22 protein-coding genes and 1 pseudogene are annotated in these 24,962 nt (G+C 68.4%); 5 read left to right on the top strand and 18 right to left on the bottom strand.

What is annotated here, in order from left to right; genetic code table 11:
- Positions 1-10: 10 nt before the first annotated feature.
- The 3 genes from NX780_RS22535 to thyA all read right to left on the bottom strand — a co-directional run bounded on the left by NX780_RS22535 (position 11) and on the right by thyA (position 2,028).
- Positions 11-655, bottom strand: coding sequence for a DUF4337 domain-containing protein (locus NX780_RS22535; RefSeq protein ID WP_258830127.1), 645 nt, complete (start codon positions 653-655; stop codon positions 11-13).
- A gap of 1 nt (position 656) precedes the next feature.
- Positions 657-1,151: a dihydrofolate reductase gene (locus NX780_RS22530; RefSeq protein WP_258830160.1), complete on the bottom strand. Its 495-nt coding sequence runs from the start codon at positions 1,149-1,151 to the stop codon at positions 657-659.
- Positions 1,152-1,233: 82 nt separating this feature from the next.
- The gene (thyA, locus tag NX780_RS22525; RefSeq protein ID WP_258830126.1) at positions 1,234-2,028 is read right to left on the bottom strand and encodes a thymidylate synthase; all 795 of its coding nucleotides are present in this window, start codon (positions 2,026-2,028) and stop codon (positions 1,234-1,236) included.
- A gap of 208 nt (positions 2,029-2,236) precedes the next feature.
- Here thyA and NX780_RS22520 point away from each other — a divergent pair, with 208 nt between their 5' ends.
- Positions 2,237-2,692: a hypothetical protein gene (locus NX780_RS22520; RefSeq protein ID WP_258830125.1), complete on the top strand. Its 456-nt coding sequence runs from the start codon at positions 2,237-2,239 to the stop codon at positions 2,690-2,692.
- On the opposite strand, the gene NX780_RS22515 is transcribed toward NX780_RS22520, so the two are convergent.
- The 11 genes and pseudogenes from NX780_RS22515 to wrbA form a co-directional block, all read right to left on the bottom strand.
- The gene (locus NX780_RS22515; RefSeq protein ID WP_258830124.1) at positions 2,661-3,191 is read right to left on the bottom strand and encodes a hypothetical protein; all 531 of its coding nucleotides are present in this window, start codon (positions 3,189-3,191) and stop codon (positions 2,661-2,663) included. The genes NX780_RS22520 and NX780_RS22515 overlap by 32 nt on opposite strands.
- 70 nt (positions 3,192-3,261) lie before the next feature.
- A pseudogene (locus NX780_RS25345) lies at positions 3,262-4,218 on the bottom strand (cobalamin-dependent protein); the annotation flags it as partial.
- Between the two features lie 72 nt (positions 4,219-4,290).
- On the bottom strand, positions 4,291-5,379 hold the full coding sequence (locus NX780_RS22510; RefSeq protein WP_258830123.1) for a threonine aldolase family protein: 1,089 nt from the start codon (positions 5,377-5,379) through the stop codon (positions 4,291-4,293).
- Between the two features lie 56 nt (positions 5,380-5,435).
- Positions 5,436-7,460 carry a methyl-accepting chemotaxis protein gene (locus tag NX780_RS22505; protein WP_258830122.1) on the bottom strand — a complete coding sequence of 675 codons (2,025 nt, stop codon included), beginning with the start codon at positions 7,458-7,460 and terminating at the stop codon, positions 5,436-5,438.
- A gap of 172 nt (positions 7,461-7,632) precedes the next feature.
- Positions 7,633-9,462, bottom strand: coding sequence for an ABC transporter transmembrane domain-containing protein (locus tag NX780_RS22500; protein WP_258830121.1), 1,830 nt, complete (start codon positions 9,460-9,462; stop codon positions 7,633-7,635).
- A gap of 34 nt (positions 9,463-9,496) precedes the next feature.
- A complete protein-coding gene (locus NX780_RS22495) occupies positions 9,497-10,567 on the bottom strand; it encodes a lipocalin-like domain-containing protein (RefSeq protein WP_258830120.1) in 1,071 nt (356 codons plus the stop codon).
- Positions 10,567-13,116, bottom strand: coding sequence for an FtsX-like permease family protein (locus NX780_RS22490; protein ID WP_258830119.1), 2,550 nt, complete (start codon positions 13,114-13,116; stop codon positions 10,567-10,569). The genes NX780_RS22495 and NX780_RS22490 overlap by 1 nt, the downstream gene beginning before the upstream one ends.
- Positions 13,104-13,541, bottom strand: coding sequence for a DUF4124 domain-containing protein (locus NX780_RS22485; RefSeq protein ID WP_258830118.1), 438 nt, complete (start codon positions 13,539-13,541; stop codon positions 13,104-13,106). The genes NX780_RS22490 and NX780_RS22485 overlap by 13 nt, the downstream gene beginning before the upstream one ends.
- 17 nt (positions 13,542-13,558) lie before the next feature.
- Positions 13,559-14,974, bottom strand: coding sequence for an FAD-binding oxidoreductase (locus tag NX780_RS22480; protein ID WP_258830117.1), 1,416 nt, complete (start codon positions 14,972-14,974; stop codon positions 13,559-13,561).
- Positions 14,967-15,365: a DUF2069 domain-containing protein gene (locus tag NX780_RS22475; RefSeq protein ID WP_258830116.1), complete on the bottom strand. Its 399-nt coding sequence runs from the start codon at positions 15,363-15,365 to the stop codon at positions 14,967-14,969. Before NX780_RS22475 ends, NX780_RS22480 begins: the two co-directional genes overlap by 8 nt.
- Positions 15,365-15,973 (bottom strand): NAD(P)H:quinone oxidoreductase, encoded by a 609-nt coding sequence (gene wrbA, locus NX780_RS22470; RefSeq protein ID WP_258830115.1) that lies wholly within the window; start codon positions 15,971-15,973, stop codon positions 15,365-15,367. Before wrbA ends, NX780_RS22475 begins: the two co-directional genes overlap by 1 nt.
- A 125-nt stretch (positions 15,974-16,098) precedes the next feature.
- Here wrbA and NX780_RS22465 point away from each other — a divergent pair, with 125 nt between their 5' ends.
- Both NX780_RS22465 and NX780_RS22460 read left to right on the top strand, forming a co-directional pair.
- The gene (locus NX780_RS22465) at positions 16,099-17,433 is read left to right on the top strand and encodes a YihY family inner membrane protein (protein ID WP_258830159.1); all 1,335 of its coding nucleotides are present in this window, start codon (positions 16,099-16,101) and stop codon (positions 17,431-17,433) included.
- A gap of 64 nt (positions 17,434-17,497) precedes the next feature.
- On the top strand, positions 17,498-18,235 hold the full coding sequence (locus NX780_RS22460; RefSeq protein WP_258830114.1) for a hypothetical protein: 738 nt from the start codon (positions 17,498-17,500) through the stop codon (positions 18,233-18,235).
- Between the two features lie 17 nt (positions 18,236-18,252).
- On the opposite strand, the gene NX780_RS22455 is transcribed toward NX780_RS22460, so the two are convergent.
- The 3 genes from NX780_RS22455 to NX780_RS22445 are packed head-to-tail and all read right to left on the bottom strand — an operon-like array spanning position 18,253 to position 20,697.
- Complete coding sequence (locus NX780_RS22455) at positions 18,253-18,558, bottom strand: Mpo1-like protein (protein WP_258830113.1); 306 nt, start codon at positions 18,556-18,558, stop codon at positions 18,253-18,255.
- On the bottom strand, positions 18,555-19,385 hold the full coding sequence (locus tag NX780_RS22450) for an alpha/beta fold hydrolase (RefSeq protein WP_258830112.1): 831 nt from the start codon (positions 19,383-19,385) through the stop codon (positions 18,555-18,557). Before NX780_RS22450 ends, NX780_RS22455 begins: the two co-directional genes overlap by 4 nt.
- Position 19,386: 1 nt before the next feature.
- Complete coding sequence (locus tag NX780_RS22445; protein ID WP_258830111.1) at positions 19,387-20,697, bottom strand: O-acetylhomoserine aminocarboxypropyltransferase; 1,311 nt, start codon at positions 20,695-20,697, stop codon at positions 19,387-19,389.
- Between the two features lie 183 nt (positions 20,698-20,880).
- On the opposite strand from NX780_RS22445, the gene NX780_RS22440 reads away from it, so the two are divergent.
- The gene (locus NX780_RS22440) at positions 20,881-21,333 is read left to right on the top strand and encodes a CBS domain-containing protein (RefSeq protein ID WP_258830110.1); all 453 of its coding nucleotides are present in this window, start codon (positions 20,881-20,883) and stop codon (positions 21,331-21,333) included.
- Positions 21,334-21,363: 30 nt separating this feature from the next.
- Here NX780_RS22440 and NX780_RS22435 read toward each other — a convergent pair whose 3' ends face one another.
- Complete coding sequence (locus NX780_RS22435; RefSeq protein ID WP_258830109.1) at positions 21,364-23,670, bottom strand: GGDEF/EAL domain-containing response regulator; 2,307 nt, start codon at positions 23,668-23,670, stop codon at positions 21,364-21,366.
- 196 nt (positions 23,671-23,866) lie between these two features.
- Between NX780_RS22435 and aroC the strand changes: the two genes are divergently transcribed.
- Positions 23,867-24,961 (top strand): chorismate synthase, encoded by a 1,095-nt coding sequence (gene aroC, locus NX780_RS22430; protein ID WP_258830108.1) that lies wholly within the window; start codon positions 23,867-23,869, stop codon positions 24,959-24,961.
- Position 24,962: the final 1 nt, after the last annotated feature.

Here is a 24,962-nt window from a genome sequence, read left to right as displayed (position 1 = left end):
ACACCTGCGCTCACCCCTGATTGCCCAGGCGCCGCCCGACGCGGCGGAAGGCCTCGGTGAGCAGCGCCGCGCCGAGGGCAGCGGCCAGCGGCCCCGCCGTGAAGGGCAGCGGATCGGCCTGGAGCGCGGCAAACATGGCCAGGGTGAGGCCGAAGGCGGCCACGGCGCTGGTCAGCACGAGCAGCCAGGTGCGGCGCGACAGCAGCGAGATCGCCGCCAGCGAGATCGCGACCTGCTGGGCCACCGAGGCGGCCGACCACTGGCGGTGGCGGTGCAGTTCCTGCTCGGACAGGCGGTTCCAGTCGTTGGACGAGGCCTCGAAGCGCTCGGCTTCCTTGCGGATGCCTTCCTTCTCGAGGCCGTAGCGGCGGATCTGTTCGCGGTAGTGGCCCTGGTCGACGCCCGGCAGGCTTGCCGCCAGTTCGGCCAGGTTCTGGCGGCTGGACTTGGCCTGGTAGTGGGCCCACGCATTGGCCGCGCTGGTCTTGTCGATCGCCGCATTGCTCTTGTAGAGGGCGGCATTGTTGTGCGAGGCGCTGCCGATGAAGCCGAACATGGTGCCGAGCGTGGCGAGGATGGCGATCAGGACCGCCACCTTGCCCGCGAAGCCGTCGCCGCCCCGGGTGCCGGGCGTGCGCACTGCATGCACCGCCATGCTAGCCGCGCTCCCTGCGCTCATAGGTCACGAAGGCATATCCGACCGCTTCGCCTTCCGGGGCATGGGTCTCGCGCGCGGTTTCCACCCACATGGCCGGGTCGATCGGCGGGAAGAAGGTGTCGCAGCGGAAGACGTGGTCGATCTCGGTGACGATCATGCGCGTGGCCACGCCCATCGCCTCCGCGAACACCTGGGCGCCGCCGATGATGCTGGCCGGCTCGCCCTGCAGCAATGCGATGGCTGCCTCGAGCGAAGCCGCCACTTCGACGCCCGGATGCGACCACTCAGGGTTGCGGGTAATCACGATATTGCGGCGGCCCGGCAGGGGGCGGCCGATCGAATCGAAGGTCTTGCGTCCCATCACGATGGGTTTGCCCAGGGTGACGCGCTTGAAGTGGGCGAGGTCTGCGGGCAGGTGCCAGGGCAGCTGGTTGTCGACGCCGATGCCGCGCTGGGCGTCGATCGCCACCACGAGGGTCAGGTCAATGGGCATCGTAGTCACGGTATGCGCCTTGTAAATACGGGGTTCGAATGTTGTCGCTTCGGAAGCGCCATGTCAAGGCCGGTCGGGCCGATCAAACGGCGACCGGCGCCTTGATGCCCGGGTGCGGGTCGTAGCCCTCGACCTCGAAATCCTCGAAGCGGTAGTCGAACAGCGAGTCGGGCTTCCTCTTGATGACGAGGCGCGGCAGTTCCCTGGTCTCGCGCGAGAGCTGCAGGTCGACCTGCTCCAGGTGGTTGCTGTACAGGTGGCAGTCGCCGCCGGTCCAGATGAAGTCGCCGACTTCGAGGCCCGCCTGCTGCGCCATCATGTGGGTCAGGATCGCGTAGGAGGCGATATTGAAGGGCACGCCCAGGAAGATGTCGGCGCTGCGCTGGTAGAGCTGGCAGGAGAGCTTGCCGTCGGCCACGTAGAATTGGAAGAAAGCGTGGCAGGGCGGCAGCTTCATGTTCGGCACGTCGGCCACGTTCCAGGCCGAGACGATCATGCGGCGCGAATCCGGCGTGTTGCGGATCTGGTCCAGCACCTGGCTGATCTGGTCGATATGGCCGCCATCCGGCTTGGGCCAGCTGCGCCACTGGTAGCCGTAGATCGGCCCCAGGTTGCCGTTCTCGTCCGCCCATTCGTCCCAGATGGTGACGCCGTTTTCCTTGAGGTAGGCGATGTTCGTCGAGCCCTGCAGGAACCAGATCAGTTCGTGGATGATCGACTTCAGGTGGACTTTCTTCGTCGTCAGCAGCGGGAAGCCCTGCTGCAGGTCGAAGCGCATCTGGTAGCCGAAGACCGACAGGGTGCCGGTGCCGGTGCGGTCGGTCTTGACCGCGCCATGCTCTTTCACATGGCGCATGAATTCGAGATATTGGCGCATTGCTTTGGCTGATGAGGATAGCCCGCCATTGTAACGTAGACCGAAGGACAAGTTTGAATCGGCGATAATGGGCATCCGTTTTCTGCAGAGGAGTCAGGCGGTGCACAAGTGGAGACGTTCGGCACGTTCGGGTGCGGCCATGCTGGCGCTCTCCTTGGCGTGCGCGCCCGGCATCGCCGGCGAGGAACCCCCCACATGGATGCGGGTCATGGCCGACATCGCGCTGCTGCCCGATCCACTGGAGGCGCAGGCGATCGGCCGGATCCCCGGAGCGCCGCGCATGCCGGCGCCACGCTGCGTCCTCGAAGGGTACGGGAATCCGCCGGTCCGGAAGTGCTGGAGCCAGGCGCGCGTGGCATCCCCCATGTTCGCGCGGGCGACACTGGATTTCGCCCGTGCGCAGACCGGCGCCGGCCCCGCCTTGTACGGCACCCTGGAGGCAAGGCTGGCGCCGCTGCCCTGTACCACGCTCGCCCAGGCCGAACGGGTGTTCGAGCGGCCATTTCATGCGCTGCCGGCCGGCGAGCCATTGGCAGGAGCGAAGCCGGTGGCTGGAACGCGCCACCAGGCCCGCCTGTTCGGCGCCGGGATGCAGCCGCTTGGCCTTCTGCTCGATACGGTCGCGGGATGCATTACCCGAGCGACGCTGGCCCGGCCGCCTTGACGGGCACGCGCACGGGCCGCCGCCTCGCCATCGATTCCTCATTTCCCGCGAGCGACTCGCCCAGGAAGCGGCGCAGGGTGAGCGTGCTGTCGCGCAGGCGCTTGCCGCGCACGAAGTCGAGCACCTCGTGGAACCAGACCCGCCGTCCCATGCGGGTGTACCAGCGCATGCCGTGGCGCACGTGGCGGTCCTTGCCGAACAGGACGCGCAGCAAGGCGCGCGGCCGCAACTGCATGATCACCTCGATCGACTTGACCCACATGAAGATGCGCCAGGGCGGCACGCGCGCGGTCGCCAGCACCTGGTGCTTGTAGTCCCAGCGGCGGGTGTCGGTCTCGATCACACGGCGCTCGGCCACCGTTTCGAAGAAGGGCGTCCAGCGGTGCGGCGTCACGTAGAGCATCTGGATCTGGTCCGGGTCGTAGCGCAGCAGGTGGCGCAGCGAGCGCCAGTAGTCGGCATCCGTCTCCTCCTCGAAGCCGACGACGTAGGTCGCCATCGAGAGGATGCCGTGCCGGCGCAGCAGTTGAATGGCCTGCTGGTCCTCGCTCGCCGTGGCGCCCCTTTTTGATGGTGCGCAGCATCGCCTCGTCGTAGCTTTCGATCCCGAGCAGGAAGCGCACCACGCCGGCCTGCTTGTACAGGTGCAGGATGTCGGCGTCGCGCACGATGTCGCCGGCGCGGGTGGAGCCGACCAGGGTCAGATTTACGTCTTCCGCGATCAGGGCCTCGAGGAAGGCCTTCCACGCCTTGCGCGAGCCGGTCGGCAGCTCGTCGGCGAAGTTGATGAGTTCAACCCCATGCTCGCGGTGCAGGCGCGCCAGCTCTTTGGCGAACTTCACCGGGTCGCGGTGGCGCCACTGGGTCCAGAAGCCGCGCTGGCCGCAGTAGCTGCACAGGTAGGGACAGCCGCGCGAGAACTGGACCACCACGGCCCGCATGCCGCCCCAGTAGGAGTAGCGCGCGTGGTCGATCAGCTCCCAGCCGATGCGGTAGTCGTCCAGAATGCGGATCATCTCGGCCGGCGCGGTGCCGACGGGCAGGCCGTCCACGCGCAGGGCGATTCCGTTCACCGCCGCCGGGTCGGCGCCCGCGCTCAGGGCCTCGACGAGCTGCGTGGTGGTGCGCTCGCCTTCGCCGCGCACGATGTAGTCGATCTGCGGGTGCGCGCGCAGCACCTCGTCCCAGTGGTAAGTCGGGTAGACGCCGCCGTACACGATGGTGATCGCCGGATTCGATTGCTTCAGCCCGGCTGCGATGCGCACGATGGTCTCGTGCGCGGAACTCGAACCCGAGTGCCCCAGCATCACGATGTCGGGCATGGCAGCGATTGCCTGCTTGATGATCTCGTCCAGCGTCATCGGTCCGAACTCGGCGTCGAGCAGGGTGACGTGGTGGCCCGCGTCGATCAGCGGCCCGCCCACGCTCAGCAGGCCGAGTGGCGGCAACTGCTCGCGCGGGATGCGGCTGCCGATGGCGGTGTGGGGCGGATTGAGGAGGAGGATGCGCTTGCGGGGAGACTGCATGGACGAAGGAAGCTATTGAAGCGGACGACTGGCAGTGTATGCCAGCGCCGGCCCATGAAAACTACCGGATTGTCACTGCCGTGCCAGGGCGTCGGCGAAGAGGCCGAGCGCGGTGCGCAGCTGTTCGTCCGGCATGGCGAGCAGGTTGTCGCCCACGTACAGCTCGAAGGAACTGGTGCCCGGCAGCACGCCGCTCGCGATGCGGTTGAACATCCAGATCCCGTGCCGTTCGGCGAGCGCGCGCCGGATCTCCAGCGCCCGTTCGGGCGATACGGACAGGTGCAGGTGCAGCATGTTCGCCTGCGGGGCTGCGGGATTGCGCCTGATCCCGGGATGTGCGCCCAGCGCCTCGTGCAGGAAATGCGTGCGGCCCAGGTAGTCCGGCATCGCCGCCAGGCGCTCGTCGAACTGCATGGCGGCTGCAACCACATAGGGGGAGCGGTGGATCACATTGCCGCCCTGGCGCCGGAACCATTCCGCCGCGCGCTCCACGAATTCTCGCGAGCCGGCCAGCATGGCGCCGCCCAGGCCGCCCACGCCCTTGTACAGCGAGACGTAGGCCGAATCGAAGCCGCTCGCCACTTCATGCAGCGGCTTGCCGTAGCCGCATGCCGCTTCCCACAGCCGCGCGCCGTCCATGTGCAGGTGGGCGCCGCGCGCGCGCACGTGGTCCTTGATCGCGTGCAGTTCCTCCCAGCTTGACAACTGGCCGCCGATCTCGCGCAGCGGCAGTTCCATGCCGACGGCGCCCAGGCGGTCGGGGATGGCGGCCAGGTCGGCGACCTGCCAGGGACGATGGCGGTCGCCCGCCTGCAGGGCCTTGAAGTGGCCGAGCAACTGGTAGTTCGAGCGTTCGTGGACGAAGATGTGGGAGGTCGGGTGCAGGGCCACCAGGTCGCGGCCGCGGTCCTGGCAGGCCAGGCGCAGGGCGGTGACCTGGGCCATGGTGCCGCTGATGCAGAACACCGCGGCCTCGAAGCCGAGCAGGCGCGCGATCTTCGCTTCGAATTCCTGGATCAGGGAACCGGCGCCGTACATATCGTGCTCGACCCCGTTCGCCTCGCACCACGCCGCCATCGCCGCATACATCTCGGCGGGAGATCGGGCCCGGTGGCCGGGGAAGACGGTGTGGCAGCGGCGTTGCAGTTCCTGGTCAGTCATGGCGGGCTCCTGTTGAAGCCCGCCACTGTACACCGAAGCGCTGGCTGGCCGGAAGATCAGGCGGGAAGAGCCAGGCGGCGCGCCGGCGCCTGCAGGGCCTGGGTGTCGTTCTCGTCGAGGCGGAACAGGCGTACCGCGCGCGCCAGTTCGGCGGCCTGGTCCTGCAGGGCCTGGGCGGCGGCGCTGGCTTCTTCGACCAGGGCCGCGTTCTGCTGGGTCGTCTCGTCCATCTCGCCCACGGCACGGTTGATGTGCTCGATGCCCGCGGTCTGCTCCTGGCTGGCGGCGGTGATCTCCGACATGATGTCGGTCACGCGCGCCACGCTGGCCAGCACCTCGTGCATGGTGGTGCCGGCTTCGGCCACCAGCTTGCTGCCGGCATCGACTTCGCCGTTCGAGGTCTCGATCAGGCCCTTGATTTCCCTGGCCGCCGCGGCGCAGCGCTGGGCCAGGTTGCGCACCTCGCCCGCGACCACGGCGAAGCCGCGGCCCTGTTCGCCGGCGCGCGCCGCTTCGACGGCCGCGTTCAGGGCGAGGATATTGGTCTGGAAGGCGATGCCGTCGATGACGCCGGTGATGTCCGAGATCTTGCGCGAGGACTGGGTGATCGCGTCCATGCGTTCGATCACCTGGGCCACGGTGGCGCCGCCCTTTTCGGCGACGCTCGAGGCGTTCATGGCCAGCTGGTTGGCCTGGCGCGCATTGTCGCTGTTCTGGCGCACGGTGGCGGTGAGCTGGTCCATCGAGGAGGCGGTGCTGGCCAGGCTGACGGCCTGTTCTTCGGTGCGCTGGCACAGGTCGAGGTTGCCGGCCGAGATCTCCTGCGAGGCGTGGGCGATCTGCTCGGCGCCTTCGCGCACCTTGCCGACCACGCTCGAGAGCTTGGCGCCGACCGCGTTGACGGCCTCGGTCAGGAGGCCGATCTCGTCGCGGCGGAGGCTGTCCATGCGGGCGGTGAGGTCGCCCTCGGCGATGCGGCGGGCGACGTCGCGCACTTCGGCCAGCGGGCGCGACACCGTGGCGCGCACCACCAGGTACAGGACAGCCGCCAGCAGCGCGAGCGCGGCCAGGCCGAAGCCGATGAAACGGTTGCGCAGCTGGGTCGCGGCGGCGGTGATCTCGTCGCGGTAGGTGCCGCCGGCGATGATCCAGTTCCAGTCCTTGATGTGGCCATAGGCGACGAACTTCTGGCGCGGCGAGGATTCGCCCGGGTTCTGCCAGTCGTAGACGATGTTGCCCTGTTTCTTCTCGAGGATCTCCTTGATGAAGAAGCGCCCGTCGGCGTCCTTCGAGTCCAGCAGGTTGGTGCCTTCCTTGGCCGGGTGGACGATCAGGTCGCCGTAGTGCTTGCCGGGCGCCGCGTTGAGGACGTAGAAGTAGCCGGTGTCGCCGACCTTGATCGCGCGGATGCGGTCCTTGAGCAGCTTCATGTCTTCGGTGATGTCGACGCCGACGTAGAGCACGGCGACGACCTTGCCCGAGGCGTCCTTGGCCGGCTCGTACTGGGTGATGTACTGCTTGCCGAACAGGGTGACGAGACCGATGTAGGTGCCGCCTTCGCGCAGCACCGAATACGCCGGGCTGGCGCGGTCGAGCAGGGTGCCGATCGCGCGTTCGCCGTTTTCCTTCTTCACCGAGGTGCTCACGCGCACGAAATCCTCGCCGTCGACGGCGAAGATGGTGGCGTTGCCGCCGGTCTGGGCGGTGAAGGCGTCGGGAATGCTGAAGTCGAGGTTCAGCGGCTTGCCCTCCAGCTTGAGGGTGGGCGTGGCGCGGCCGCCGATGTCCACCGTGGTGGCCGGGTCGAGCTCGAAGGCGCCGGGCAAGGTATTGCGGAAGATGTGGCCGTAGCTTTTCGCGGAGCTGCTCACGCTCTTGTTGAACATCTCGACGGTGTTCGAGACGCTGTGGAGTTCGTTGGAGACGCTCGCAGTGGCGCGTTCTTCCAGCATGGCCGAGGTGCTCACCGTGATCATCGCGACGAGGGCGGCGATCACGGTGGCCATCAGGAGGAAGGTGATGACGCTGATGCGCGTTCCTACGTTCCAGTTCGCGGGAAGGAGTGACTGTTTCGCAGGCATGGGAAGTTCCGGTGGACTGTGTCACCGAATCTTAAGTCTCTACTTTCCATGGCGCAACAATCTGCTGTGAAAAATCGCCTTATGCGAGGCGCTGACACAACAATCGTGACGCAAAGTCAAGCAAAACTTGGCTATTCCTTAACAAGATTGCGAAATAACCATGGGTTATGTCTCAGCCCAGGTGGGCGTCGACCGGCGCATGCGCCTGGAACTGCAGGGCCGCCAGCTTGGCGTACACCCCGCCGAGCGCCACCAGCTCGGCATGGGTGCCGGACTCCACCACGCGGCCTTCGTCCAGCACGATGATGCGGTCGGCGCGCTGCACGGTCGCCAGGCGGTGCGCGATGATGAGGGTGGTGCGGCCGACCATGGCCGCTTCGAGCGCGCGCTGCACCAGGCGTTCCGATTCCGCATCGAGGGCGCTGGTGGCTTCGTCGAGCAGCAGCAGCGGCGGGTTCTTGAGCAGGGCGCGCGCGATCGCGATGCGCTGGCGCTGGCCGCCCGACAGGCGCACGCCGCGCTCGCCCAGGTGCGAGCCATAGCCCTGCGGCAGGCGCTCGATGAATTCGTGGGCCGCCGCCATCTTCGCCACCCCGATCACCTCCTCGTCGCTGGCGTCCGGACGGCCGTAGCGGATGTTCTCGAGGGCGCTGGTGGAGAAGATCACCGTGTCCTGGGGCACGATGCCGATCGCGTCGCGCAGGGTGTGCAGGGACAGGTCGCGGATGTCGACGTCGTCCAGGCGGATGCTGCCGCTTTGCGGGTCGTAGAAGCGCAGCAGCAGCTGGAACAGGGTGGTCTTGCCGGCGCCCGAGGGGCCGACCAGGGCCACGGTTTCGCCGGCGCGGATGTCGAGGGACAGGTGCGCCAGCGCGGCCGTTTCCAGGCGCGAGGGGTAGCTGAAGCTGACGCTCTCGATCGCCACGCGGGCCCCGTTCTCGAGACGCCGGGGGAGCAGTTTTGGCTGGGCAGGGTCCTGGATATCGGAGCGGGCCGCCAGCAGTTCCAGCAGGCGCTCGGTGGCGCCGGCCGCGCGGTGGGCTTCGCCCATCACTTCCGACAGCGCGCCGACCGAACCCGCCACGATCGATGCGTAGAGGATGAACTGGCCCAGGTCGCCGCCGGTCATGGTTCCCGCCAGCACGGCGTGGGCGCCCAGCCAGAGTACGAAGACGATGGCGCCGAAGACCAGCACGATGGCCAGCATGGTGAGGGTGGCGCGCGCGCGAATGCGCCGGATCGCGGTCTGGAAGGCGCCGTCCACCGATTGCGTGAAGCGGCCGGCCTCGATGCCCTCGTGGGTGAAGGCCTGCACGGTGGGCATGGCGTTGAGGATCTCGCCGGCCATGGCCGAGGCGTCGGCGATGCGGTCCTGCGAATCGCGCGAGAGCTTGCGCACGCGGCGGCCGAACAGCACGATGGGCAGGACCACCAGCACCAGCAGGCCCAGGATGATTGCGGAGAGCTTGGGGCTCGTCACGAAGAGCATCACCAGGCCGCCCAGGAACAGCAGGGTGTTGCGCAGGGCCAGCGAGATGCTGGTGCCGACCACGGTCTGGATCAGGGTGGTGTCGGTGGTCAGGCGCGAGAGCACCTCGCCGCTGCGGGTGGTCTCGAAGAATTCGGGACTCTGGTGCACCACGTGGCGGTAGACCGCGGCGCGCACGTCGGCCACCACGCGCTCGCCCAGCCAGGAGACCATGAAGAAGCGCGCCGCGGTGGCCACGGCCAGCACGGCGGCGACGCCGAACAGGGCCAGGAAGACGGCGTCGACGTGCTGGATGCTCTGGCTTCCGGCCGCGGCGCGGAAGCCGTGGTCGATCATCTGCTTGAAGGCGGCGGGAATGGCGAGGGTGGCGCCGGCCGCGAACAGCAGCGCGATGCCGGCCAGGACGAACTGGCGGCGGTAGGGCGCCAGGAAGGGCAGCAGGCCCTTGAGGGCCGCGAGGCTGCCTTTGCGGGAGATGTCGGATTGGGTCGTGCCGGTGGTGCGGGTGCTCATCGTCTCTTGCGTATTCTTCTTTGTCAGTCCGTCGTTACAGCTTCATCTGGCGCACGTAGCCAGTCATTTCCAGATAGCCGCGGCCAAGGCGGCGGCCTGCGCGCGACACCGTCACCGCGCCCTCCCAGTAGACCGCGCCGGTCGAGCGGCGCGAATCGAGTTCCTGGTCCTGCTGCAGGGGGGTAACCTGCCAGCGCAAGGGGCCGGTGGCGATCTCCGTGGCGACCGGATAGACGGCCTTGGTGCGCGGCGAGGTCCAGTGCGCGCTCGGGGTGAAGTTCACCTGGTCCGGCGCATAGCGGGTCACCTTGCCGGCCTTGTCGCGGTGGGTGGCGTGCGCCCATAGTTTACCACCTCCCACCTTGCGAATCTGGAAAGCCATCAGGGCACCGCCGTCGTCGAGGTTCACGCCGATCCAGTCCCAGCCGCTCGCCTCCGGCTGCAGGGCTTCGCTCGACCACTCGTGATCCAGCCAGGCGCTGCCCGTGACAGCCACCGGCACACTACCCGAACGGCCCACGCTGCCGCTGACCTTGAGCTGCGGTTCGCTGTAATAGTGGCTGGCGTGCTGGGGGCTGGCGCCCTTGCGCGAGTAGCCGCCTTCGCCCTGCACCAGCACCGGCTGGGTGGGCGCCAGGCGCAGTTCCAGGGTGAGTTCGCTGGAGCGGATCGTGACGCGGTAGTTGCCCGAGCTCTCGCGCACCATGCGCCAGTCGTCCAGCTTCAGGTCGGTGTTGCCGGTGCGCGCCCAGGCCAGGCCGAAACCTTCGCGCGCACTGCGCTGGTCGTGCACCAGGCGCCCGACCTCGGGGTCGGACAGGGCGGCGTGGCCGATCACCAGCTGGCGCGGCGCGAACGCGCTGGGGTTGCGCGGATCGTGCTCGGTGCGGCTGCGGAAGAAGGTCACCTGGAAGCCGAGCGGCTTCTTGTCCGGCGTCTCGACCCAGCCGGTGACATACCACCACTCGGTGCGAAATTCCGGGTGGGCGCCGAAGTCGCGCGGAAAGCTCAAGGTGGTGCCGGGGCGGACGGGCGCGAATTCCGGCGGCTGCGCGAGGCTGGAACCGCAGAGCAGCAACATCAACAGGAACAACAAACACCGCATTACCAATCCTCCCTGACCGCGCGTACCGGACCGCTGGAGAGCGCATAGCGCCCCGACACCAGCGCCGTCGCCACCGAGGCGGCGACCAGCACCGCGGCCACGCTTCCCAGCAAGCCCCACGGCAGATGCAGCTGCATCGTCCAGTGGAAGGACTGGGGATTCACAACATAAACCAGGATCAGGCTGATGACCAGTCCCAGCGCGAAACCGCAGGCCACGCCCAGCAGGGTGAGCAAGCCGCCCTCGAAGGCGAGGATCTTCAGCACCTGGCCGCGGGTGACGCCCACGTGGCGCAGCATGCCGAACTCGCGGGCGCGCGCCAGCGTCTGGGCCGAGAAACTGGCGGCCACGCCGGACAGGCCGATGGCGATGGCGATCGCCTCCAGCAGGTAGGTCACGGCGAAGCTGCGATCGAAGATCCTGAGGCTCATGCCGCGGATGTCGCCTGCCGACATGATCTGCAGGGCGGCGCCGAAGGGCAGGGCGCGCACGGTCGCTTCCAGCTGCTCCAGACTGGCGCCGCGCGCCGCGTACAGGGCAGCATCGGTGACTTCGGCTTCGCCGGTGAGCGCGCGGTAGTCCGACAGGCGAATGACGACCGAGCCGGCCTGGTTGGCGTAGTCGCGCCAGATCCCGGCCACAAAGAAGCTTGCCTGCGAACCGCCGAGCGGCAGCGTGAAATTCTGGCCGACGCGGGCGCCGTAGAGGTCGACCAGGGCTTCCGAGACCCAGGCCGGACGGCTGCCGGCCGGCGGCGTGGCCGTCTCGCCGACCAGGAAGAGCAGGCGCCCCGGGTCGCGTGCATCGATATCGCGCGCGATCACGACCACGTTCGGCCGGTCCGGCGAGAGCGAGACCGGACGGGTGCGCAGGAACTGGGCCTGGGCGACGCCGGGCGTCGCGCGCAGCGCGGCCTGCTGCTCGGGCGTGAGGAAGCCGGTGTTGCCGCCTGCGGCCGTGCGCACATAGAGGTCGGCCGGCAGGATATGGCCCATCCAGTCGTCCACCGAGACCCTGAAGCTCGCCACCATGATCCCCATCGCCACCATCAGGCTGAAGCTGGCCAGCACGCCGCCGAGGGCGATCGAGGCCTGGCCCGGGGCATTGGCCAGGCGCGCCAGCGCCAGGGGCAGGATCGGCGGCGCGCGCGGGCTGCGCACGACCAACGCCTCCAGGTGGCGGAAGGTAGCGGCAGCGAGGCGCGGCATCAGGCCGATCCCGCCGATGAGCAGCAGGGCGATCGCGACGTAGCCGAACAGCGGCAGTTCGAAGACGGGCGGTGCGAAAGCGAGGATTGCGGCCAATGCCAGGCAGATGAGCGAAGGCCAGACGCGGCCCAGCCGCGACAGGGCCGCCTCGTCGGCGCCGGACTTGATCGCCACCGCCGGCTTCGCGCGCGCCGCTTCCAGGGCCGGGAACAGGCAGCCGAGCAGGGCCACGCCCAGGCCCAGCGCGAAGAAGACGGCGGCCGCCACCGGCGTGAACTGGACCTGCGGACGGATGCCGGGGAAGTAGCCGGCGCCGAGGTCGCCCCCGAAGAAGCGCAGGGCCGTGGCGGCGAGGCCGTAGCCCGCGGCGATGCCGAGCAGGCTGCCTGCCACGCCGAGGCTCGCGCCTTCGAGCAGCACCTGGCGCAGCAGCTGGCCGCGCTGCAGGCCCAGCACGCGCAGCAGCGCGAACTGGCTGCGCCGGCGCATCACCGACAGGGCCTGGGTCGAGAACACGAGGAAGGCGCCGGTGAACAGGGCGACCAGGGCCAGCACGGTGAGGTTGACGCGGTAGGCGCGGCTCAGGTTCGCATTGCGTTCTTCCTGGTCGCCGTCGTCGGGCTGGCGCACGCTGAAGCGGCCCGGGTAGGCCTGCTGCAGCTCCCTGGTCAGCTTCTGGCGGAAGGCCAGGCGGTCGGCGCCGTCGCGCAGCTTGAGGTCCACGCGCGACAGGCGTCCCAGCTGGCCAAAGCGCCACTGGGCCGCGCCGATGTCCATCACGGCGATGCGCTGGCCGGGCCTTGCCCGCGCCACCGGGCCGGCCACGCGCAGGGCCACGTCGCCGGTGCCTGCTCGCAGTAATACGGTCTCGCCGCGGCGCTTGCCGAGCCAGTTTTCCGCTGCCGGCGAGAGGAAGATGGCGTCGTCGGCCAGCACGTCGGTGACGCGCTCTTCGGCCGGCACGCCGGTCAGATCGGGGGAAATGAAACCGGCGCGGAAGGCGTCGATGCCGATGATGCGCAGCGCGCCCTGGGCGCCCGCGATGCCGGCCGAGAGTTCCAGCACGGGCGAGGCGACCACGACCTCCGGCAGCGCGGCCAGGCGCGGGTAAACCGATTCGTCGAACAGCGGTTCGCGGCCGGCCACCTGCAGGTCGGCCTGGCCGGACAGGCTCTTGACGGCGGCCGAGAATTCATTGAAGGCGGCGGCATTGATCAGGTGGATGGCGAAGCCCATGGCGACGCCGACCGCGATGGCGCCGATGGCCAGCAGGGCGCGTACCGGATGGGCGCGCCATTCGCCCAGCAGCAGCCAGCGCGAGAGGACGCTCAGGCCGGGCATTCCACCGCCAGCGCCTCGGCCTGGCGCCTGGCTTTGATGCGTTCCCTGTCGGCTTCCGTGCGGCCCGCGCGCCGGCTGTCTTCCTCGGCCCATTTCGTCTGCAGGCGCAACTTGTCGCAGCGCTTGCGTTCCACGAGGGCGTCACGCTGGGCCCGTTGTGCGGCCCGCGCCGCGCGCGCCGCGCGCTGGTCTTCTTCGGCGCGCTCGGCTTCGACGCCGGCGAGATACGCTTTCGAGCGCGCCAGGCGTTCGGCCGCTTCCCCCGGCGCCGCCGGGGCGACGCGCAGCTCGAGCGCGACCGGGTTCTTGCCGCAAGGCTGGTCCGCATAGCTGGTCTTGCCGTTCTCGACGCATTTGTAGACGGTAGTGGCCATCGCGGCAGGGCTGAAGAGGCAGGCGACGGCGAGTGTAAGGAGTGTGCGCATGATGGTAGTCCCCGGAGTCACAGAATTTTTCCAGGGTTCATAATGCCGAGCGGGTCCAGGGCGGCCTTGATGGCACGCATCATGTCCAGCTCGACCGGCGACTTGACGCGCGCCAGCTCTTCGCGCTTGAGGGCGCCGATGCCGTGCTCGGCCGAGATCGAGCCTTTGCTGGCGAGCACGCTGTCGTGGACGATGCGGTTGATCGCCTCCTGGTGGGCGAGGAAATCCTCGTGTCCGCGGCCTTCGGGCGGGGCGACGTTGTAATGCAGGTTGCCGTCGCCCAGGTGTCCGAAGCAGACCACCTGGCAGCCCGGGAAGGCGGCCTGGAGCGCCGCGTCGGTGCGGGCGATGAAGTCGGGAATCGCGGACAAGGGCAGCGAGATGTCGTGCTTGATGTTCTTGCCTGCTGCCGCTTGCGCCGGCGAAATGGACTCGCGCACCTTCCAGAGCCCGAGGGATTGGGCCGTCGAGCTGGCCAGCACGGCGTCGCGTGCCATGCCGGCATCCAGGGCCGCGCCAATGGAGGCTTCCAGCAGGGCCGCCGCATGCTCGCTTGACTCGTTGCTGGATAGCTCGACCAGGGCGTACTGCGGGTGCGGCGTCGCGAAAGGGCGCGGCAGCTCGGGGAAGTGGGTCGCGACCAGGCGCAGGCACAGTTCGGACATCAGCTCGAAACCCGTCAGCGAGGCGCCGCAGCGCTCCTGCAACAGTACCAGCAGGTCCAGTGCGCTCTTGGGCGAGTCCAGCGCCACCATCGCGGTGAGCAGCGCCTTCGGCAGCGGATGCAGCTTGAGGACCGCCGCCGTGATGATTCCCAGGGTGCCCTCGGCGCCGATGAAGAGGTCGCGCAGGTCGTAGCCTGTATTGTCCTTGCGCAGGCCACGCAAGCCGTCCCAGACGGCGCCTTGCGCGGTGACGACTTCCAGACCCAGGCAGAGTTCGCGGGTATTCCCATAGCGCAGAACGGCCGTGCCGCCGGCATTGGTCGAGAGGTTGCCGCCGATGGTGCAACTGCCTTCGGCCGCCAGCGAGAGCGGGAACAGCATCCCGGCTTCAAGCGCCGCTGCCTGGATGTCCTGCAGGATGCAGCCGGCCTCAACGACCATGGTGCGGTTGAAGGGATCGACCTGGCGGATGCGGTTCAGGCGCCGCAGCGAGAGCACGATGGCGTCGCCTTGCGCGTCCGGTACGCTGCCCAGCACCAGGCCGGTGCGCCCGCCCTGGGGCACGATGGGGACGCGCGCGGCGGCGCAGGCGGGAACGACCGCCGCGACTTCCTCGGTGCTTGCGGGCAGTACGACGGCGCGGGCGCGTCCGGTGAAGCGGCCGCGCCAGTCCACCAGGAACGGCGCCATGCTTGCATCGTCGAACACGGCGTGCGTGTCGCCGACGATGGCGCGCAAGGCGTCGTCGAAGCCCTGCTGCTCAGTCATGCGGCACTTTGACCTTGTCGAGCAGTTCCTTGGCCAGGCGCTTGGCTTCCTTCTTGTAGGGGTGCAGGAAGAGCAGGGCGCAGGCGTAGTAGACAACGACCAGGGCCACTTCGCCCAGCGCCATGAGACGCGAGGCCTGGGTGGTGTCGGCCCAGGCGCGCACCGCGCCCTCGGCGAAGTAGATCAGGATGACCATCGACGACCACTGCAGGGTGTAGAGGTCGCGCTTGATGACCCCGCGAAGCGGCAGCAGCAGCGGCAGCGCCTTGAGCGCGAGCAGGGACCCGCCCGGGTGCAGCGGGGCGACGAAGACTTCCCAGGCCACCAGCCAGCCGATCAGCCAGATCAGGCTGGCAATGGCGCCGGCATGAAAGACTTTTGCGGTATCCATCAGTGCATTCCCTGCAGTTTGACCGCGGCGGTGGCCAGGCGTTTGCCGAGGGCGATGGCGAGCACGCGCTCGTCCTCGGTAAGCGCGCGCTTGCCGTCCGCGCCGGCCCAGTGCGAAGCGCCGTAGGGGCTGCCGCCGCTGGCCGTGTTCATGAGTTCGGGGTGGGAGTAAGGCAGGCCAAGCACTAGCATGCCATGGTGCAACAACGGTATCATCATCGACAGCAAGGTCGATTCCTGGCCGCCATGGAGGCTGCCGGTCGAGGTGAAGACAGCGGCCGGCTTGCCCGTGAGGGTGCCATTCACCCAGTCGGCGGCGGTGCCGTCGAGGAAGTACTTCATCGCGGACGCCATATTGCCGAAGCGGGTCGGGGAGCCGAGGGCCAGGCCCGCGCACTCGGCCAGGTCGGACAGCTCGACATAGGGCGGACCATTGTCGGGAATATCCGGCTGGGTCGCCTCGGCCACGGTGGAAATCGCGGGCACGGTGCGCAGGCGCGCTTCGGCCCCGGGCACGCTTTCGATGCCCTGGGCGACCAGTTCGGCCAATTTGCGGGTGGCGCCGTGGCGCGAGTAGTAGAGCACGAGGATGGTCAGGGTTGGCTTCATCGTTGGTATTATAGGGCGCTTTGCCCAAATGACATGCCCTATGCAGGGCGAATCGTAACGACCGCACCGCGGCGCAATCCATGCTTTCCAGAACCGTTCACTCCCTGTCGCGCAGCACCTCGGATATGCTGGCCATCGGCATCGATCGCGCGCGCGGCCTGACGCTCGCCGAGACGCGCGATTTGCTGCGTTTCGCGCGGCGCCGCCTGCGCGAGGAAAAGCTGCCGCAAGTCGCGGGCAGCCTGACCTTCACCACCACCCTGGCCCTGGTGCCCCTGCTCACCATCGTGCTGGCGATCCTCACCACCTTCCCGGTCTTCGGCCAGCTGCGCACGGCGCTCGACACCTGGTTCGTCCAGACCCTGATGCCGAAGGCGATCGCCAACACCATCAGCTCCAACCTGACCCAGTTCGCCAGCAAGGCCAAGGGCCTGTCCCTGCTGGGCGCGGTGCTGCTCCTGATGACGACCACCGCGATGATGGGCATGATCGAGCGCGCCTTCAACCAGATCTGGGGCGTGCGCCGCCCGCGGCCCTGGTCGCAGCGGGTGCTGGTCTACTGGGCACTGGTGTCGCTCGGCCCCATCCTGTTCGGCCTGTCCCTCACCGCCACCTCCCAGCTGTTCACGGCCACCGGCGGGGCGCTCAAGTCCGTTCCCTTCGTCGGCACGCTGTTCTTGACCCTGGTGTCGGTGGCTCTCTCCACCGGTTTCTACACCATGCTCTACATGGCGGTGCCGAACCGCCGCGTGCACTGGCGCGACGCGCTCTGGGGCGGCCTGGCCGCCGCGATCGCCTTCGAGATCGCCAAGCGCGGCTTCGCGCTCTTCATCCGCCAGTTCCCCACCTACGCCATCATCTATGGCGCCCTGGCGGCGCTGCCCCTGTTCCTGGTGTGGATGTACCTGTCCTGGCTGATCACCCTGGTCGGCGCCGTGCTCGCGGCGGCGCTGCCGGTGGTGAAGTACGAGCGCTGGTGGCACCAGCCGGCCCCGGGCAGCGCTTTCGTGGACGCGATGGCGGTGCTGAAGGTGCTGCACGGCAGCAGTCAGGCGACCGGCACGGCCCTGGTATCGAGCGCGGCGATCCGCGCCCACACGCGCATCGGCTACGACGAGATGACGATGCTGCTCGAAAAGATGGTGGCGGCCGGCTGGGTCGGGCGGGTGCAGGAAGACCTGCCGGCGCGCGCGCGCTGGGGACGGGGAGCGCGCGAGAGCGCCGACAACTGGGTGCTGCTGGTCGACCCCGGCACCATCCGCCTGGCCGACGTCTACCGGCTCTTCGTGTTCGACGTGGCGGGCGCCGGCGGCGCCGCGGCGAGCGAGGAGAGCCCACCTGCCTCCGCGCTCGCGCTCGACACGGCGGGGCTGGCGCGCCAGGTGGAAACCGCGGTCGAGCAGGGCCTCGAGCAGACCCTGGCCCAGCACTTCGCCCTGCCCAATTCCCCCCACGGGTGATGGGTCACGGGGAAGGCGGGGCGCACTACACTGCGCAGCTTCCCCGCTTCTTCGTCTCCGCTCCATGAAACGACCTTCCTCCCTCACGCTCGTCAACCTCGGCCTGGTCCTGCTGCTGGGCGCCGGCATCGTGCACGACAGCCGCGCCCAGTCCTGGGGCGACTTCCTCAAGAACGCGGCAGGCGACGCCGCCCGCCAGGCGGTGGGCAACAATGTGCGCCAGGCCGTCACCAGCGCCGTGGACGGCGCCGCCAGGGGGCTCGCCCAGCCGGCGGCTCCCGCCGCGCAGGCGCTGGTCCAATCTGACGCCACACCCGGCTGCGCCCGCCGCAAGGGCACGCCGCTGCCGATCGGCGAGCGTCCCGAGGATTTCGAACCGGCCGGGCTGTGGCCGGAGAATACCGGCTGCCCGGTCTACTCGGTTTCGGACCTGAAGTTCGACCGGGCGCGTGCGGCCAAGACCGCCTTCCGCGAAGCGAGCAAGGTGCCTTGCAACGATTGCGAGGGCGGCTATTCCTTCGACGCCTGGGGCGGCCGCTCGCTGGTGAAGGGGGGCGACTACTCGAAGGAATTTCCCAAGCTGCTCGTGGCGCTCGAGGAGGGCAAGAGCCTGGGCTGGAAGGGCCAGCGCTACGAGGTGCGCATCACCGCCATCGGCGCCCATCCGATCGGCGAGATGCCGTGCCGGCAGTTCCACCACACGCTACTGGAAAGAGGCAGGCTGGTGGCCGAGTACGACGGCATGTTTTGCGAGTACACCCGCCCGTACATCGCCAACCCGAGCTGGAACGAGGTGGTGTAGGGCTCACCGCCCCCGCATCACCAGCTCAGTTTCCCCGTCAGCATCTGCCAGTACATCACCCAGTCCGCCCGGAAGGAATACCAGGGCTGGGAGAAGGATGCCGGCTTGTTCTTCTCGTAGAAGAAGTGGCCGATCCAGGCGCCGCCATAGCCGCTGACGACGGCGAACAGCAGCCACCAGGCGTTCAGGCTGTCGATGTACTGCGCGATCGAGGCGATCGCCGACGAGGTGCCGATGAAGTGCGCGCGGCGGCAGCGGCGGTCGGCGTGCTGGGTCAGGTACCAGGGATAGAACTCCGCGAAGCTGGCATGGCGTGCCGTCATGGCGTCTCCTTGTTTTGGCTGAGCGCGGCGCTGGCGAAGCCGGCCAGGGCGTCGAGCACCGCGTCGGGCGCTTCGGCCATCATCTGGTGGCCGGCGTCCACGGTCACGATTCTGCCACGGGACAGGAGTCCGGTCAGCAGCTTCGTGGAGCGCGGCGGTGTCATGACGTCTTTCGACCCGAACACGAAGAGCACCGGGCAGCTTATGGCTGCGGCGGCTGCTTCCCCGTTGGCGTAAGCATTGCAGGCCGCAAAGTCCGTGTGGAAGAGCTGCGCCGGATTGCGCGCCGACATGCGCTGCATCAGGCGGCGCGCGCCGCCCATCACCGAAAAGCCGGGGCCGGGGCAGGAGGGCTTGTGCGCGATCGAGGAATGCGACCAGATGTTCACCATGTCGATGGCGCGCGCCTCGTCGTCGCGCGCCGTCTCGAGCAGGGTGTCGGACACTTTCATCGGATAGGTGCTGCCGATCATGGCCAGGCCGAGCACGATTTCCGGCGCGCGGTGGGCGGCTTCGAGGGCGATCAGCGAGCCCATGCTGTGGCCTGCGAGGATGGCGCGCCGCACGCCGGCCGCCGCCAGGAGTTCCACCAGCCAGGCCGCCATGGCTTCCACGCTCTTCAAGGCAGGTCCGGCGCTCCTGCCGTGGCCGGGCAGGTCGACGGCCAGCACCGAATAGCCGTGGTGGGCCAGGTAGCGGCTCTGCAGGGCCCAGACCGTATGGTCGTTCTGGGCGCCGTGGATGAATACGACCGTGGGCAGCACGGGGTCGAAGGACTTGCCGCCGGTGTAGGCGTAGGCGCGGGCGCTCTGGATGTCGAGCTGCATCTCAGGCTCCTTTCTGGGCCAGCTTCAGGCCGCGCTTGAGGTCTTCGATCAGGTCGTCCGGGGCTTCCAGGCCGACCGACAGGCGCATCGTGCCTTCCTTGATGCCGGTCGCAGCCAGTTCCTCGGCCGGTACGCGGAAGTGGGTGGTCGAGGCGGGGTGGATGACCAGCGACTTCGCATCCCCCACATTGGCCAGGTGCGAGAACAGCTGGAGGCCATCGGCGAAGCGGCGTCCGGCCGCACGGTCGCCCTTGAGTTCGAAGGTGAACACGGCGCCGCAGCCCTTGGGCAGCAGGCGCTGGGCGAGTTGGTGGTCGGGGTGCGTGTCCAGCTCCGGGTAGTTCACGGCAGCGACGCTTGGCTGCGAGAGCAGGAATTCCACCACGCGGCGGGTGTTGGCGACGTGGCGCTCCATGCGCAGGCCGAGGGTCTCGATGCCCTGCAGGATGGCGAAGGCATTGTGCGGGCTCATCGCGGCGCCGAAGTCGCGCAGGCCTTCGCGGCGCGCGCGCAGGGCGAACGGGGCCACGGTCGACTCTTCGGAGAACACCATGCCGTGGAAACCGTCGTAGGGTTCGCACAGCTCCGGGAAGCGGCCGCTTTTCGCATGGGCGGCGTCCCAGTCGAAGGTGCCGCCGTCGACCAGCAGGCCGCCGATGGCGGTGCCGTGGCCGCACAGGAATTTGGTGGCCGAGTGCAGCAGCAGGTCGGCGCCGAGATCGAAGGGACGTTGCAAATAGGGCGTGGTGAAAGTGGCGTCCACCATCAGCGGCAGGCCGTGCTCGTGGGCGATGGCGGAGACGGCGGGGATGTCGAGCACGTCCAGGCCCGGGTTGCCGAGCGTCTCGCCGAACAGGACGCGCGTAGCCGGGCGGATCGCGGCGCGCCAGGCGTCGAGGTCGCGCGGGTTCACGAAAGTGGTCTCGATGCCGAAGCGGCGCAGGGTATAGGCCAGCAGATTGTGCGATCCGCCGTACAGCGCGGTCGAGGCCACGATGTGGCTGCCCGCGCCCGCAATGGTCGCCAGGCCCAGGTGCATCGCCGCCTGGCCGCTGGCGGTGGCGATGCCCGCCACGCCGCCCTCCAGGGCGGCGATGCGTTCCTCCAGCACCGCATTGGTCGGGTTCGAGATGCGCGAATACACGTGGCCGGCGCGTTCCATATTGAACAGGGCTGCGGCGTGGTCGGAATCGCGGAAGGCGAAGGAGGAAGTGAAGTGGATCGGCGTCGCGCGTGCGCCGGTCGCCGGGTCGGGGGCGCCGCCTGCGTGCAGGGCCAGGGTATCGAAGCCGGGATCTTGTGGACCGCTCATCGTGTTCTACTCATCCGTGAATTGGGATGGGCGGCATCGTAGCACTCTTTTAATGTTCCGCAATGGGGCGCCGGCCCTGGAATGGTGCAATGCTGGATTTTTTGGCGGGCATCGGCTACAGTCGGTGTTATGCCTTATACAAATATTTCTGGTATCACTAACCAAGCTGACGGGGTGGCCAATATGAAAGTCTCCGAGATCCTGCAGGTGAAAGGTGAAATCCTCTATACCGTCACGCCCGACCAGCCCCTGGTGGAGGCGGCCGCGACGATGGCGGAAAAGGACATCGGCTCGCTGGTCGTCATGGAATACGGCGACCTGGTCGGCATGCTGACCTTCCGCGAAGTGATCAAGGAGCTGCACGCGCAAGGCGGGACGCTCGGCAACGGCACGGTGCGCAAGGTGATGGACGACAGCCCGATCACCGTGACCCCGGACACTGAAGTCAACGAGGTGCGCCGCATCATGCTGGAAAAGCACGCGCGCTACCTGCCGGTGATGAACGCCCGCACCCTGCTGGGCGTGATCTCCTTCTACGACGTGGCGAAGGCGGTGCTGGAGGCGCAGAGCTTCGAGAACCGCATGCTCAAGGCCTACATTCGCGATTGGCCGGCCGAGCAGGCCACCGAGGACTGATCGCGTGGTCGGCGCGGCCGACCACGAAACCTAGGCCGCTTCGATGATCGCCTGATTGCCCAGCCACTCCAGCAGGGCTTCCGGGCTGAGCGGTCGCGAGAACAGGAAACCCTGCGCCAGCGGGCAGCCCAGCGAGCGCAGGATGTGCGCCTGGCGTTCGTCCTCGACCCCTTCCGCAATGACCGACAGGCCCAGGTTGCGGCCCAGCTGGATCACCATCTCGGCGATGCTGCTGCCGCGCGCCGAGCCCGTGATTTCGGTGACGAAGGTGCGGTCGATCTTGAGGCGGTCCACCTGCAGGCGCTGCAGGTGCGAGAGCGAAGAGAAGCCGGTCCCGAAGTCGTCGATCGCGATCGACACCCCGGTGCGCTTGACCTGCGCCAGCTTCTCGACCAGCAGGGCCGGCTCTTCCATCGCCATCGATTCGGTGATTTCCAGCTCCACGTAGTCGGCCGGCGCCCCGGTGTCCTCCAGCGCGCGGCGCAGCATGTCGACGAAGTGCGGGTGGCGGAACTGCACCTGCGAGACGTTGACCGACATGGTGAAGTCGCGGTGGCCGCCGGCACGCAGGCGCACCAGCTCGGCCAGCGCCTGGCGCAGCACCCATTCGCCGATGTCGACGATCAGGCCGGAGTATTCGGCGATCGGGATGAAGCGGTCCGGGCCGATCATGCGGCCGTCCTCGGTGCGCCAGCGCAGCAGCGCTTCGGCGCCGAAGGGGCGGCTGGTGGCGAGGTCGACCTGCGGCTGGTAAGCCAGGAACAATTCGCCGCGCTGGAAACCGCTGCGCAGCGCGTGCATCATGCGCACCCGCTCGCGGATCTCGACTCCCATGCTGCGCGAGAAATAGAAGTGGCCGGCGCGCTGCTGCGACTTGGCGCGCTTCAGGGCGATGTCGGCGTCCTTCAGGGCGTCGGCGCCGCTGCCGTCGTGGCCAAGGAGGCGCACCAGGCCGAGCGTGCTCGATACCAGCACGTCCTGGCCGTCGATGCGGAAGGGCTCGCGGAACAGCGCCGCGATGCGGGCTGGCTGCACCACGGCGGCGTCGCCGAGCACGCAGAAGATGTCGCCGCCGATGCGCGCCACCTCGAGCCGTTCGTCCGGGCAGGCCTTCAGGCGCTCTTCCAGGCGGCGTCCCACGGCCACCAGCAGCAGGTCGCCGAAATGGTGGCCGAGCGCATCGTTGGTCTCGGCGAAGTGGTCGAGGTCGACGATGGCCAGGGTGGCGGCATCGCGGCGCGGGCTGGCCAGGATGGCGTCGATCAGTTCGACCAGGCGGGTGCGGTTGGGCAGGCCCGTCAGCTGGTCGCGGAAGGCGGCCTGGTTCAGGTGGGTGACCAGCTCGACGTTCTCGAGGCTGACGGCGGCCACGCTCGCGAACACGTCGAGCAGGCGGCATTCGAGTTCGCCGACCGGGCGCTCGAAGGGAATGCAGGCGGCGAAATCGCGTCCGGCCTTGCCCGGGAAGTGCAGGGTCAGCCAGCCGTCGCCATCGAGGCGGCGGCGCTGCTCGAGGGTGCGCCGGACTGCCTGCTTGACGCTCGCGTGCTCCGCGCCGTCCAGCTCCGAACCGGCCAGCAGCGCATGCGCGCCGGCGGCTGCGATCACGTGCACGCTGTCGGGCCGTCCATGGGCGCTTTCGCGCACGCACAGCACGCCGGCCTCGGGCCGGCCGAGCAGGGTTGCCAGCTGGCGCAGCACGCCCCGGGCCGCGTCGACCACGCCATGCAGGGCCATCAGCTGGGCGCCGGCGCTCAGGATGTGTTCCAGGCCGGCGCGGCTGGCGGCCAGGGCGCGCAGCTGTTCATAGGAGCGCACGGCGGCCGCCACCGCGGTGTACAGCTTGGTGCGGGTGAGTTCGGACTTGGTGCGGTAATCGTTGATGTCGTAGCCGCGGATCGCTTCCAGCTCGGGCGCATAGCCGGGCTGGCCGGTGCGCAGGATGATGCGGACTTCGATCAGGCCGAGCTCTTCGCGGATTCTCCGCACCAGCTGCAGGCCGGCGTCGGGGCGTTCCATCACCACGTCCAGCAGGACCACGGCGATCCCGGGTTCGCGTGCCAGGATGTCGCGCGCTTCCTCGCTCGAGTAGGCATGCAGGAATTCCAGCGGGCGGCCCTGCATCTCGACACCCTTCAGGGCGAAGGTCGTGGTCGAGTGCACGTCGGCGTCGTCGTCCACCACCAGGATGCGCCAGCTCGCGCTGGCGCAAGCCGGCGCGCCGGCGGCGGGGATGGACGAAGGCGATGCGTGATCGGCTTCGTCGGCGAATACCAGGTCGTCGCGGTCGTCTACCGCATCCGTCATCGGGCCCGGCGGCGTCATCGAGGAAGGCATTGGTCTCCAGAGGGCTGGGCTTGTTTCGACTCAGTATATATGCAATTTCCTTTACAGAAGCTTACAAACTGGCCGAAAGGACAAATATGTATCCTTGGAGCAACTATTCGGCCTGGAGCTCCCGGAGCGATTCCCCCGGGCTTGACTCCCGGGCTGGTAGAATGCTAAATCCACCATTTTGCAAGCAGAGCAATCCATGTCCGGCAACTCCTTTGGCAAGCTGTTTTCCGTAACCACATTCGGCGAGTCGCATGGCCCGGCCATCGGCTGCGTCATCGACGGCTGCCCGCCCGGGATGGCGCTGTCCGAGGCCGACATCCAGCCCGAGCTCGACCGCAGGAAGCCCGGCACCTCGCGCCACGTGACGCAGCGCCAGGAAGCGGACCGCGTGCAGATCCTGTCGGGCGTCTACCAGGGCGTGACCACGGGCACCCCGATCGCGCTCCTGATTCCCAACGAAGACCAGCGCAGCAAGGACTACGGCAACATCACCGAGACGTTCCGGCCGGGCCACGCCGACTACACCTACTGGCACAAGTACGGCGTGCGCGACCCGCGCGGGGGCGGGCGCTCCTCGGCGCGCCTGACGGCGCCGGTGGTGGGCGCCGGCGCCGTGGCCAAGAAATGGCTGCGCGAGCAATACGGCACCGAGTTCTTCGGCTGCATGCGCACGCTGGGCGACATCGAGGTGCCGTTCCAGTCCTTCGAGCACGTGCAGGCGAATCCCTTCTTCGCCGCCACCGCCGACGCCGACCTGCTGGCGCGGATGGAAGCGGCGATGGACGAGCTGCGCCGCGCCGGCGATTCGATCGGCGCGCGCATCGACGTGGTGGCGCGCAAGGTGCCGGTGGGCTGGGGCCAGCCGATCTACGACAAGCTGGACGCCGACATCGCCTACGCGATGATGGGGATTAACGCGGTCAAGGGCGTGGAAATCGGCGCCGGCTTCGCCTCGGTGGCGCAGAAAGGCTCCGAGCATGGCGACGAGCTGACCCCGGAAGGCTTTGTCGGCAACAATGCGGGCGGGGTGCTGGGCGGGATCTCGACCGGCCAGGACATCACGGTCTCGATCGCCATCAAGCCGACTTCGTCCATCCGCACGCCGCGCCGCTCGATCGACAAGGACGGCAATCCGGTCATGGTGGAGACCTTCGGCCGCCACGACCCCTGCGTCGGCATCCGCGCGACGCCGATCGCGGAAGCGATGCTGGCGCTGGTGCTGATCGACCACGCGCTGATGCAGCGCGCGCAGTGCGGGGATGTGAAGGTGGGGACGCCGAAACTGGGCTGAT

It is taken from the genome of Massilia agri, from assembly GCF_024753255.1.
Lineage (GTDB): Bacteria > Pseudomonadota > Gammaproteobacteria > Burkholderiales > Burkholderiaceae_D > Telluria > Telluria agri.
The sequence above is the reverse complement of the archived record's forward strand: the minus strand, read 5'-3'. Positions and strand labels throughout refer to the sequence as shown.